Annotated in this window: 9 protein-coding genes and 3 pseudogenes; 4 read left to right on the top strand and 8 right to left on the bottom strand. The window is 65.9% G+C overall.

The annotated features are described in order from the left end of the window. The 6 genes and pseudogenes from KN815_RS52320 to KN815_RS26440 form a co-directional block, all read right to left on the bottom strand. Nucleotides 1-710: pseudogene (locus KN815_RS52320) on the bottom strand (transposase); the annotation flags it as partial. Nucleotides 711-1,479: 769 nt separating this feature from the next. Next, nucleotides 1,480-2,460: pseudogene (locus KN815_RS26460) on the bottom strand (site-specific integrase); the annotation flags it as partial. A 206-nt stretch (nucleotides 2,461-2,666) separates the two neighbouring features. Continuing rightward, the gene (locus KN815_RS26455; protein WP_216344420.1) at nucleotides 2,667-3,929 is read right to left on the bottom strand and encodes a type II toxin-antitoxin system HipA family toxin; all 1,263 of its coding nucleotides are present in this window, start codon (nucleotides 3,927-3,929) and stop codon (nucleotides 2,667-2,669) included. Beyond that, nucleotides 3,926-5,623: a DUF262 domain-containing protein gene (locus tag KN815_RS26450; protein ID WP_216344419.1), complete on the bottom strand. Its 1,698-nt coding sequence runs from the start codon at nucleotides 5,621-5,623 to the stop codon at nucleotides 3,926-3,928. The genes KN815_RS26455 and KN815_RS26450 overlap by 4 nt, the downstream gene beginning before the upstream one ends. Nucleotides 5,624-5,969: 346 nt before the next feature. Next, complete coding sequence (locus tag KN815_RS26445) at nucleotides 5,970-6,749, bottom strand: GntR family transcriptional regulator (RefSeq protein ID WP_216344418.1); 780 nt, start codon at nucleotides 6,747-6,749, stop codon at nucleotides 5,970-5,972. Beyond that, on the bottom strand, nucleotides 6,746-7,288 hold the full coding sequence (locus KN815_RS26440) for a GntR family transcriptional regulator (protein WP_216344417.1): 543 nt from the start codon (nucleotides 7,286-7,288) through the stop codon (nucleotides 6,746-6,748). Before KN815_RS26440 ends, KN815_RS26445 begins: the two co-directional genes overlap by 4 nt. 122 nt (nucleotides 7,289-7,410) lie before the next feature. On the opposite strand from KN815_RS26440, the pseudogene KN815_RS26435 reads away from it, so the two are divergent. Next, nucleotides 7,411-7,695 (top strand): annotated as a pseudogene (locus KN815_RS26435) (ATP-binding protein); the annotation flags it as partial. Between the two features lie 109 nt (nucleotides 7,696-7,804). Here the strand turns inward: KN815_RS26435 and KN815_RS26430 are convergent. Continuing rightward, nucleotides 7,805-8,416, bottom strand: coding sequence for a DJ-1/PfpI family protein (locus KN815_RS26430; RefSeq protein WP_216344416.1), 612 nt, complete (start codon nucleotides 8,414-8,416; stop codon nucleotides 7,805-7,807). Nucleotides 8,417-8,582: 166 nt separating this feature from the next. Here KN815_RS26430 and KN815_RS26425 point away from each other — a divergent pair, with 166 nt between their 5' ends. From KN815_RS26425 to KN815_RS26415, 3 genes are all read left to right on the top strand, one after another. Continuing rightward, nucleotides 8,583-9,386, top strand: a complete 804-nt coding sequence (locus KN815_RS26425) for a GntR family transcriptional regulator (RefSeq protein ID WP_216344415.1) — start codon at nucleotides 8,583-8,585, stop codon at nucleotides 9,384-9,386. Between the two features lie 2 nt (nucleotides 9,387-9,388). Further along, the gene (locus tag KN815_RS26420; protein WP_216344414.1) at nucleotides 9,389-10,147 is read left to right on the top strand and encodes a glycosyltransferase family 2 protein; all 759 of its coding nucleotides are present in this window, start codon (nucleotides 9,389-9,391) and stop codon (nucleotides 10,145-10,147) included. Nucleotides 10,148-10,237: 90 nt separating this feature from the next. Next, nucleotides 10,238-10,852 carry a dihydrofolate reductase family protein gene (locus KN815_RS26415; RefSeq protein ID WP_216344413.1) on the top strand — a complete coding sequence of 205 codons (615 nt, stop codon included), beginning with the start codon at nucleotides 10,238-10,240 and terminating at the stop codon, nucleotides 10,850-10,852. 60 nt (nucleotides 10,853-10,912) lie between these two features. Here KN815_RS26415 and KN815_RS26410 read toward each other — a convergent pair. Beyond that, nucleotides 10,913-11,829: FkbM family methyltransferase (locus tag KN815_RS26410; protein WP_308403677.1), on the bottom strand; the 917-nt coding region annotated here is incomplete at its 5' end.

The raw sequence follows: 11,829 nt of genomic DNA, 5'->3' as shown, positions 1-11,829 counted from the left end.
GGGGCTGGCGTTGCTGAGCCTGCCGCCGGGGCTTGCGCCGGGCCCGTCCGGTCCGCAGTGCCTTGGCGAGTTCGCGGCGTAGTTCGCCCCGGCCCTGGACGTAGAGGGCCTGGTAGACGGTCTCGTGGACCACGTGCATCTCCGGGCGGCCGGGGAACTGTGCTCGCAGAGCCTGGCAGATCTGCTCCGGGCTCCACCGCAGGTCCAGGCGGTCCTGGATGAAGTCCCTCAGTTCGGGGTTCTGGCCGATCCTGCCTGGTTTCGGGCGCGGCCGCCGGGCGTCGGCGCGGGACTGGGCGGCGTAGGGCCGGTAGGCCCACTGGGCAGAGCCCACGCGCACAGGCATGCCGTTGCGGCGGATCTCCCGGCTGACCGTGGAAGGGCTGCGGCCGAGTTCGGCGGCGATGGCCCGTATGGGCGCCTTCTCCCGCAGCCGGTCGGCGATGTGGATGCGCTCGTCCTCGTTCAGGTACCGGGAGCGGCCGGAGCGGTCAGGGAGAGCCCGTACCGGCCGCGCGGCGTTCCTGGGCCGCTTCTTGCGGCCCTCGGGCCGGCCGTTACGCCACTCAGCCGGTCCGAGGGTTGACGCCTACACGTTCACACGCATCCGCGTTACTGAAGCCCAGTCGCATGAGCCGGAAGTATTCCTCCCGCTCCCGACGCAGCTTCTTTCGCCCCTGGATCTTCTGCTTGCGGATCTCGAAGTCCATCGCACCCCCTGAACTGGGGTGTTGCGACGACCACTAGAACCTAAGGTTTCTCGACAGGTCGGGGGCTTACTGGTGAGCCGGGGCCGTCTCTGGGCCGCTGGGTTAGATGACGCGGACGGTCACGCGGACGGACACTACGAACGCCAGCGGGAGTACGACGGCGGGGTGGGTCCCGGACCACAGGCTCAGCCCTGCCCCGCCACCGCCGATGAGGCCGAACGGAAGTTCCCGGGGGGTGAGGTCGATCCGAAGGCAACGCCGTGGCACCATTGACTTCTCCACGCGGTTCATGAGTTCTCCAATGCAGCGAGTAATGATTGTGCCGATGGAAAGGAGAGGTCGCCCCTGGCCGGGCGGCCTCTCCGTTATATCGGTGGCAGGACCTTACTTGCTGTTCGCTGGAATTAACAAATCTCCAGATGAAATAGGGATCGCGTCTTGTTTCTCCGGAAGCTAGGGGCAGGGTGTTGGGTGTGCGGTGCCGTCTCTGCCCGTCACCGGGACGCCCAGTGCTCTGAGTAGCTCCCTGAGGAGGCGTTCCCTGGTCACGGCGAGTGGTCGTGATGCCAGAGGCGCTGACATGCCCAGCATCGAGGACGCCGTCCAGCGAGCACCGAATGAAGCCCTATCGAGCGCTAATAATGCCGTATCCAATGCTGCATCCAATGCCCTATCCAATGCCCTATCCAATGCTGTATCTAATGCTGCGGTGAGCGCTAATAATTCTGCATCTAATGCTGCGGTGGACGCATGTTGACTGGTGGGGCGTTCAGCGATCCTGGAAGATGGCAGCGACGGCCTTGCGAGTGCGCTCCTGGCTGGACGGCATGAGGTGCGCTTACACGCGCAGCGTCAGGCCGGGGTCCGAGTGGCCCAGGTACTCGGCGAGTGCCTTGATGTTCTCCCCAGCGTCCAGGAGGACGGAGGCGTAGAAGTGGCACAGGGCGTGCATGCCGTTCTCGCGGGACTCCGCGTACGGCTGGCCCCGCCCAGGCACCAGGATGACCCCAGCCGCAGCGAGCGCCGGTTTCCACGCCTCCTCGTTGAGTGACGTACGCCAGACGTGCCCACCACGCGGACCGGTAACACGGCCTTGCTGCGGCTCAGCTTCAGTTGCTGGACCACGTGGAGCGTGTCCGACTCGAAGTCGATCGCGTCGACGGCCACGCCCAGGATCTCGCCCTGACGGAGCCCTCAGCCGCCGCCCAGGTCGACCATGGCCTGATAGCGCTCCGGCAGCGGCCCGGACGGCGAAGAGACGTTCCGACGCCCACGGGATCACACGCTTCGCGTCAACCGTCGGCGGCCGAACCGAGCGGGCGGCGCAGGGATTCCGGGGAAGGTGCCCATCGTCCACGGCCGCTCTCAGGGCGGCACGTACGTTGGAGTAGATCGTCCGTGCGTACGACCCCCGGACGCCGTTCTCCTGGAGCTGACGCACCCAGTCCCGGATGTGGGCAGGCTGGAAGGAACCGAGTGGACGTGTGCCCAGGTGCGGGAAGGCGTGCAACCGAAGCTGCGACTCCATCGAGGCTTGCGTGTTCGGATCGGCTCCCTGGGTGGCCACCCAGCGTTCGGCGTACTGCTGGAACGTGATCCGGGCGGCGCGAGGGTCGATGTACTGTCCTCGCGCCATATCTGCCTCGACATGAGCGAGCCACTGATCGGCAAGCCGCTTCTGCCGGTCGGGGAAGCTCTTGGACTTCTCTGTACCGTCCGGACCGACGTAGCGAGCGCGGTAACTGTTCCCCGCTCAGTCGGGTAGCAGTTCTCAGCGAGGTGACGAGCTTGATGGACTTCCATCTGCTTCGATTTCTCGCAGACCTCGCACCATCTTTTGCGGAGCCTGCCGAGCAGTAGGTGGGTCGTGGGTGGGACCCACTTCACTCAAGCCCGTGATGAGGTGCTGGCGGCAATAGATGGAGATCGATGGGCCGGTAGGGTAGGTAGGGGCTATTAGAGCCTCAGCAAGTTAGATGCATGTCCCGTGATCCACCCTGAAACTCTGTCTCGGAGGCTTGGATTAGCAGCAATTATTTTTGCATGCTCTGGCCAATGAGAAATAACGCTCCCTGCGGTCTCAGCAGCAATGGCCTCCAAGTTGACGCCGGTGTGACCCAGGCGATACTCCAGCCGATTCTGTAGCTGTTTAAATGTTGCCAGACCGACGTCTTCGAATCGTTTACTACCGCCGAATTTTAGGCCGAGGTCCTCGGGTTCGTCCGATGGCGCGTAAGGAGCAGTAGAGACCAGGTCATAAGCCGGGGATAGCGTTGGAATCCGCCGGTCCCTGTAAATCAGCGACCAGTTCTTGAGGTGGGCATCGCCGTTGCCGATGATCACGCAAAAGGCGATCCGGCGGACAGCCTCCGACAAGGCTGCCAAGTCCCGGCCGCGGTACGCGAGGGCAACTACCGTCTCAAACGACCCCTCGTACTTGGCCTGCGGATACTTGTCGCGGACCTGGGCGAAGTCCTCGATGTGGACTGAGGTGCGATGGTCATCCGACAGCCGGTCGAATCGACGAACCGCGTAAGCCCATTCCTCTGCATTGGGCCACATCCGTGATGGTACCCCGTCTAGCTCGTCACGGTGCACAAGCCGCACATCAGGGACTTCGAGACCGACCTTACGCGCCAGTGACATCATGGCGAACTCGTTAAGCGGTACATCAGAGTGACGGTAGTCCGGAAATTTCACTAGCCAGTCACCATGTACACCTCCAGTGGGGACTGTGAGACGGTCGCCCTGCGCCAGCATGGAGAACTTCAGCGCGACTCCAGCCAGAGAGAACCGCCATGGAGAGTCGGCCGTCGGCGATCCGAACCCACCGGCGACGTCGGAATTATCTCCGTCCGGCCACTCCCACTGCTCATCGGGGCCCTCGGCTGGCATGACCTGTACAGCTCCTGGAAGGTCATGCCCCACCTGGGCGAGCAGTTCCATTTCCCTGTCGAGAGACACTCCCCGATCCTGGGCAATCCATTCCCTCAGTGGCCCTTCAGGAAGCAGATTTGAGAACCATCTGGGAAGGCGTAGTGCAGAAGCGTACGGCAAGCGCAGATTCTCTTCAAATCGCAAGCCGAGTACGGGGCGGTGTGCGTCGCCTAGATATGATTCATTTAAAATGAAACGGGTGTAATCACCCTTCTGGCAGAGGGTTCCGATGCGGCGTCCGTGGAGAAGGACTGCGTAGTAATTCTCGTCGATCCTGGTCATTCGCGCAGGTCATCCAGTTCGTCAAGATCAAGATAGTCTAGTGTTGGCGTATCTTCGTAGCTCCACTCGGCCATCCGGTCAAGGAAGGAACGCAATTGGTTTGCGATAGCATCCTGCCGTAGCGACAGGAACTGGCCCCGGTCGCCATGAGCGAGGAGATCGGTCATGGTGCGATCGAGGCAATGTGAGGTCAGCACCGCATCCCAAGTCTCGTCGTCAAGGTCCACGGGCTGTTGACTCAGTAGCAGAGGAATCTCATCGACGGGTTCGCTGCCAGTGGGGAGGAACAGCCGGTTTGCAGCGAGCAATTGCTGCTGAGGTGATAGGCCGCGGGGGAAGATCCTGTAGGCGACCGTGGCCGCCGTTGTCTGATCTCCGAGAAGCGTGCTGAGGTCCTGAGCATCGAAGGGTTTGCCGCTAATTAGTGAGCGAGGAGCAAGAGACCACCAGGCGCCCAGAACAACCTTCGCCGTGGCCTCGTTAGTCTTGAATCGTTCAGGGTTTGGCACGGTGGGTTGCGCCTCAGCCATCGCCTCCATCAACCCCATGATCGAACCACGTTCGTCACCCTTTTTAATTCGGGCCGACAGTACGCGGCCGACCTGCGTGAAACTGCCCTTGAAGACCGCCGGACCGGAGACGGCTACCCGCCAGTAGAGTCTGCGCAGCAGACGCAGAGTGTTTGCCTCGGGCTCCGGGAAGTGCGCGAAGAAACGGGTGAGTACGACGAGGAGAGCACGGTACACAAGAAGAGAGAGATGCGGGACTCCAGCGTGGTTCTGAAGGAACTCGACGGCGCGGACCAACGCCTCCTCACCCTGAGCATAGGCAGTGTCCCGGTCCTCCGACGGAAATTCCGGGGCCCTTCGGCGTCCCGCTAGATCGAACTCGTTCCGGATATCCCGAGCTGGATCCGGTCCGCGTCGAGCCAGAATTGACGCCAGGATGGTGTCTGTGTCGATGGTGCCGAAACCGGTACGGTCCGCCACTCGGTCGGCGATCCGTGACAGCGACAGTCGATTCTGGGATCCTTCTTCTGGACCCGCGAACAGCGCGGAGAAGATCTCGGCACGGCTGAGTCGCTTCCCGTAATTATTCATCCGGTCGAAGATATCGGTAAGGACTCTTTCGTCATCCTGTCGTACAAGGTAGGCAGGTACCTTGAACTGTCGGAGCACTTTTGCTACCCGCTGGGCTTCTTTGAAGTGCTCGGACGCAGCGCGACCCTCATCCGCGAACCAGCCGATCAATTTCTCCAAGTCAAAGAGAATGGGTAGCGGGATATGCTGCGGCTCCCGAGTTGTAGGCTGGGAGATGAATTGCCGTTCCGCAAGATCATAGTACACGCTGAATGGCGCATGCATGTTGCCCTGCGGGTGAAGGGCATTGGCAAGACTCGTGATGCGCTGCTGGCCGTCGACGACCCACAGGGTGTCCTCGTAGGCGGGGGCCTCGATCGTGAGACGACCGAGCGTGAGAGACTGAGCCGGTGACTTGCGCACCCAGAGAAGCAAGCTGCCGATCGGGTAGCCCTTGACAATGCTATCGAAGAGACGCAGGACGTCTTGTGTTGCCCAGCGGAAGTCCCGCTGAAAGTGAGGAACGCGAACCTTGCCAGCCCAGGCGTTTGCGATGAGATCTTCAAGATCGTAAGTTGTCGCGCTCGGCTGGGTCTCCAGGCCTACGGTTCCCATGGTGGTTACCTCTTCCCTGCGGTGTAAGCCACCAGTGTGGCCAATATTTCGTTAATTGGCGAACGGGTTGCCGTCCCGATTGGGATTCCCTGTGTTGGTGGTGGCGCGCCTTCGTGATCGACACATGCTCAGTGTGCAGCACGCCTGCCCAATGTCCACCAGCGCTGCCTTTGTCCTCATGCAGTAGCTACTGAGCTGGCCTCACACCCTCTCGTCCGCCGCTGGCACTGAAGGAACTTCGCCGCCTGCCGCCAGCGTTGCCGAGGCTCGCTGTCCGGGGTCGTCGCTGGACCCTCGGCAGCGAAACACCGAGGTCCTCTGCCGTCCGAGCATTGTCCGAAGACATTCAGGAGGGAGTGAACTCGTACTGGAGCTCGTAGAGGTGACCGGCCTTGGCCATCACCGTGGCTTCGATGGGGCGCTGGTCGTCGCTGTAGACGACGCGCAGCGTCCGCAGGACCGGAAGGTTTCCCGGTAGGTCGAGCATCGCGTACTGCTCCTGGGTCGGTACGCGTGCGGAGACCTTGTCGACGCTGAGGCGGGGCGGGTAGCCCAGTTCCGCGAGGAGGGCCGGGGTGCCGCCCTTGATCTTGCGGCGGTCCATCATCGCCGTTCCGCGCGCCAGCTCCAGCGGGTAGTACGACTTCACCAGTTCAACCGGCTCATCGTCCATGAGCAGGACCTGCGCCCGCAGCAGTGCCGTGCCGTCCTCCGGGAGGCGCAGGGCCTCGGCGACGACGGCGGGTGGGCGGATCTCGGTGACGTCGAGGAGTCGGCTGCTTCCGCGAGCGTGGTGGCCCGCGGCCTCGCTGATCCATCGGTACGGTTCGCCGGGTGCGGCCGGAGCCATGTACGAGGCGGGTCGCATGGTGCGCTGCCGGTGTTCGCGTACGGTGACGGCCGCTCCGGCGCGGCCGACCGCCAGCCCTTCGTCCTTCAGCAGTTGCAGGGCTTTCTGCACGGTCGCGTTCGAGGCGGTGAAACGCTCCTTGAGCTGGGCGGTCGAGGGAAGCTTGGCGCCCGGAGGAAGGTCGCCGGACATGATCTCGTCGCGTAGGTCGGCGGCGATCCGTTCATGCAGCGAACGCTGGTCGACTGCGTCCTGTTCGGCCTTCGGCACGGTCATCCCATCCTGAGTTCGTAGCGCAGGCGCTGGCGCCTGGCGGGCATGGTGATCAGGTCGGCCTGAATGGCCCGGTCGGATCCGTCGAGCACGACCCGCTCCAGGCACAGCACCGGCTCCTCGGCCCCGATCCGCAGCAACTCCCGTTGCTCCGCGTCCGGTATCCGCGCCGTCACGTCCTCACGCACCCGTCGACCCGCATGCCCCAGCTCGGCGAGCAGCGCCACCGCGCCCCCGCGGATCTTCGTGGTGCCCGCGAGGCCGGTGCCTGCCGCGATGTGTGCCGGGTAGTAGGAGTCGGTCAGCTCGCACGGCTCCTCGTCGAGGTACATGATCCGGCGCCGTACGACGACCGTATCCCCGTCCTCGAGCCCCAGCAGGCGGGCCACGACAGCCGGAGCGGAAACCTCCCCGGCATGCAGGATGCGCTGCGTGCCACGCCTGCCGCGCGCTGCCGCTTCCGCACCCCATGCGTCGCCCTGACCACCCTCAACGGGCCGCAGATAGGGCATCGAGGAACTGATCCACGCATCGCTGGCCACTGAGCCCCTCCTCAAGCGTGATCGGCACTCGCCGACCTTGCCGCTTTACACAGTAAGCGACCCCTTGGCCACCACCCCTGGAGCCTCGCCATTTTTCGCGAATAGCCACAAGATAGCCTCGCTTGTGCGTATCGGAGATCGCCACCAATGCCCTCCTGCATGGCGTCCCACCGGGCCGGCTGTTCCGGGTACGGATCGAAGCGGCCGAGGAAGAGGTACGCATCGAAGTACGCGACTCCGGCCCCGGCCGACCGGCCGCCCAACCTCCGCGTACGGACAGCGAGAACGGCCGTGGCCTGCTACTCGTCGGCGAACTCGCCGACGCCTGGGGCGACATCGAGCACACGGTCGGCAAGACGGTCTGGTTCACGGTCAAGGCAAGGCGAGTTCAGGGGCGCGCCCAGTGACGGCCCGGCGCGACCACCATCACGGCTGCTGCAACCTCGACCAGCTCCACCGCGACGTAGGCAGAGGGTGTGGGCGAGGCATCAGCCCCGAGGGGAGATGCCCGGCGTGTCAGCGCAACGCCGCCTCGCCCGTGTGCACCGCGCGCAGCGCGCGCTCGACCGTCTCCTTGTTTTCGCCGACCGGGGCCACGTAGTCGAGGACGCCCCGCGCCGGCGCCTCGCCGACCGTTCGGGTCATGACCCATGTGGCGAGGTACTGGGAGGACAGGCAGCCGCCTGCCGTCGCGATGTTTCCCTCGGCGTGGAAGGGGACGTCGAGGACGGTGACGCCGCTGGCCTCGACGAAGGGGCGGCTCTTCATGTCCGTGCAGGCGGGCATTCCGTCCAGCAGCCCGAGGCGGGAGAGGACCAGGGCGCCGGAGCACTGGGCGCCGATGAGCTGGCGCGCGGGGTCGAGGGTGAGGCGGGAGATCAGGTGGTCGTCGGCGACGACCTCGCGGGCCTTTACTCCGCTGCCGATCAGGACGACGTCGGCTTCGGTCACGAACTCCATCGGGCGCTGGCCGGTGACCTCGACGCCGTTCATGGAGGTGACCACCGGCGTCGGTGTGGTGATGAACGCCTCCAGGCCGTCCTTGCGGCATCGGTTGATCAGTGCGGAGGCGATGAAGCTGTCCAGCTCGTTGAATCCGTCAAAGGTGACCACGGCTACCTGCGGCATGGCATCTCCTCACGAAGTACGGCGGGTCAGTGTCTCCCGGGCGCCGTGCCCGGGTCGCGGGCCAATTCGGGGGCGGTGGCTCATCGGGGCATGAGACCTCTTGAGGACTTACGCTGAAATCGTCCGCGGCGGCCGCACAACCGGGGGACGGGACGGTGAGCTACGCATGGCCGAGTACGAGCAGCTCGCCGATGCCCTGGATGCCCTGGATGCCTTGCGGCAGAGCATCCGTGCAGGTCAGCTCCTGCCCGGGGAGCGGCTTCCGGCCGAGGACGAGCTCGCGGCGCGGTATCGGACCAGTGTGCCGACGCTTCGGCGGGTGCTGTCGGAGCTGGTGGCCGAGGGGCTGATCGACAGGCGGCACGGGGTCGGGACCTTCGTACGCACCCCGCGGCGTCGGGTCACGCGGAGCAACGATCGGCATCAGTGGGAGAAGGACCGGGCGCGCCGGTCCACGGCGGAGCGTCTGCGGACCGGGTCCACCGAGCATGACACCGGGCTGGAGGTGACCGACCTCGCCTTCCACGCCGAGTACCGCGATGCGAAGGCCGACGACGATCTGGCGTCCGTCTTCCACATCCCCGTGGGCACGCGGCTGCTGGAGCGGATCTATCGCACCAACTGCCGCGCGGAGGAGGCGCCGTTCGCCCTGGTGCACTCGTACCTCGTCCACGACGTGGTGGCCGAAAATCCGGATCTGCTCGACGCCGCCAACGAGCCCTGGCCCGGCGGCACCCAGAATCAGCTCTACACGATCGGCGTCGAGCTGGACCGCATAGAGGAACGGATCACGGCCCGGCCGCCCACGGTGGAAGAGGCCGAGGCGCTCGGGCTGAGGAAGGGTGTGGCGGTGATCGTCCTGCGCAAGATCTGTAGGGATATCGGCGACCGGGTCGTGGAGGTCTCCGATGTGACGCTGTGCGGAGACCGTACGGAGCTGGTCTTCACCACGCCCCTGACGAGTTGGTGATCATGCCCGACATCATCACCGTCATCACCGCCGTCCACGCCCTCGGCGCCGAGTATCTGCCGGACGCCTACAAGTCGTTGCGCGAGCAGGAGCTGCCGGACGGCTGGGACTGGCAGTGGGTCGTCCAGGAGGACGGCGAGACCGACGCCGTACGCCCCTACGTCCCCGATGACGCCCGCGTCAGCTTCGGCCAGGGCCGGGCCGGCCGGGCCGCGATGGCCCGCACGATGGGGCTCGCCCGCGCCGAGGGCGCGTACGTCAAGGTGCTGGACGCCGACGACATGCTCACCCCCGGCGCCCTCGCCCGCGACCTGCGCGCGCTCATGGACCATCCCGATCTCGGCTGGGCCACCTGCCGCGCCCTGGATCTGCTGCCCGACGGCTCCACCGTCGGCTTCGAGGGCGATCCGCCGCAGGGGCCCATCGCGCGCGGCGCCGTCCTCGAATTCTGGCGGTCGAACGACCACCGTGCCCAGGTCCACCCCGCCACCCTCTTCGTACGCCGGGATCTGCTCCTCGCCCTCGGCGGCTGGATGGCCCTCCCCGCCTCCGAGGACACCGGCCTTCTCATGGCCCTCAACGCGGTCAGCCGCGGCTGGTTCACCGCCGAGACCGGCCTGCTCTACCGCAAGTGGCCCGGCCAGGTCACCAGCCAGTCCGCCCACACCGACGAGGCCGAGCGCGCGGCCCGCTTCGCGGTGGTCGAGGCGCGGGCCCGGGTCCTGGCCGCCATGGACGGCTGGCGCTACGACACCCGCTGAAAACCCGCTCGCCCCCACCGATGAGTTTGTGCGGCCTCCCTGGTCTGAGGGGAGGAAGAGCTCACCGACCGCATCCCATGGAGGGGCGTCATGAGGAAGATCACCGCCAGCCTGTTCATCTCGCTCGACGGGGTCGTGGAGGCGCCCGACCAGTGGCACTTCCCCTACTTCAACGACGAGATGGGCGCCGCCGTCGACGCGGTCCTCGGCACGTCCGACACCCTCCTCATCGGCCGCAAGACCTACGACAGCTTCGCCGGAGCCTGGCCGGGCCGCGAGGCGGCGGGCGGTGAGGACGCCCACTTCGCCAAGAAGCTCGGCGACGCCCGCAAGATCGTCCTGTCCCGCCAGGACCTCAGCTTCACCTGGCGGAACTCCGAGCTGCTCAAGGGCGACTTCGCGGACGCCGTCACCGCGCTGAAGCGCGAACCGGGCGGGGACATCGCCCTGAGCGGCTCGGTCTCCGTCGTCCGGCAACTGCTGGCGCACGGCCTGCTGGACGAGTTGCACCTGCTGGTGCACCCGATCGCCGTCCGCAAGGGCATGCGGCTGTTCGACGAGGGCGACACCACGATCCCGTTGAGACTGATCTCCTCCGCGACCTTCAGCACCGGTGTGCTGAACCTGGTCTACGCCCTGGCCGAGCCGACCGGCGACGCGAGCTACGACGACGCCAAGGTCCACCTGCCCCGGGACGACCAGTAGCACCGTCCGCCAGGCACCGTGACACCGGGCACCGTGACGCCAGGCACCGTCCGCCTTGTGTCAGGGCAAGGTCTCCGCGTCGACCCGCGAGAAGACCAGGTCGCTTTCCTCGGCGACCGGGCCCCGCCAGCGCATCGGCACCTGCGGCGCGCGCCGGATCGCGTCCGGGTAGGTGCCCGCCGCGTAGTCGTTGGTCAGGCGGTAGACATGGAAGCCGTGGCTCTTCAGGGCTGTCAGCAGCTCGTCCACGGAGTCGCCGAGGTCGGCCATCCGCTGCGGGGTGACCTCGACGGTCAGCTCGGCGTCGGGGCGCAGCCTGTCCAGCAGGGGGAGGAGACCGCGGACGACGCCGCCTTCCGCGCCCTCCACATCGATCTTGATCACCCTGGCCCGGGTGATCTCGTCCTCGGTGAGGAGGCGGGGCAGGGGCTGGGCCGCGATGTCGAAGGTGGACTCGGCCGGGCCGTCGTAGGGGACGACGCTGTTCGCGCCCATGTTGCGGGAACTGGCGAGGATGAACGTCAGCAGCTCGTCGCGGTCGGAGACGGCCGCGTTGATCGCCCGGATGTTGGCGCATGCGTTGCGCCGCGCGTGCCGCAGCAGGATGCGGTGGAACGTCGGCGAGGCTTCGATCGCCACCACCTTGCCGCCCGCCCCGACGAGGCGTGAGGCCAGGATGCTGTAGTAGCCGATGTTGGCCCCGACGTCCACGAAGACGTCGCCGGGCTTGAGACGGCGCTGGAGCCACCGCGTCATATGCGGCTCCCAGACGCCGAAGAGGTACAGATAGCGCTGGATGAGGTCCTGTGTGTCGACGGCGAACGTGGCGCCGAAGCGCGTCCGGGCCAGGCGGTGCAGGGGGCGGTCCCGCAGTGCGGCGTTGAGGTGGTTCTCGACCAGGGCCCGCTTTCCGGCGCTCCAGGGCGCATGGCGGACATACTCGCGGCCGAGGTCCAGAGCGGCCTGGTCGAGCCTGC

This window comes from Streptomyces niphimycinicus (genome assembly GCF_018883605.1).
In the GTDB taxonomy this organism is placed as follows: Bacteria; Actinomycetota; Actinomycetes; order Streptomycetales; family Streptomycetaceae; genus Streptomyces; species Streptomyces niphimycinicus.
Note: the sequence above shows the minus strand (reverse complement) of the source record. Positions and strands in the feature narration are given on the sequence as shown.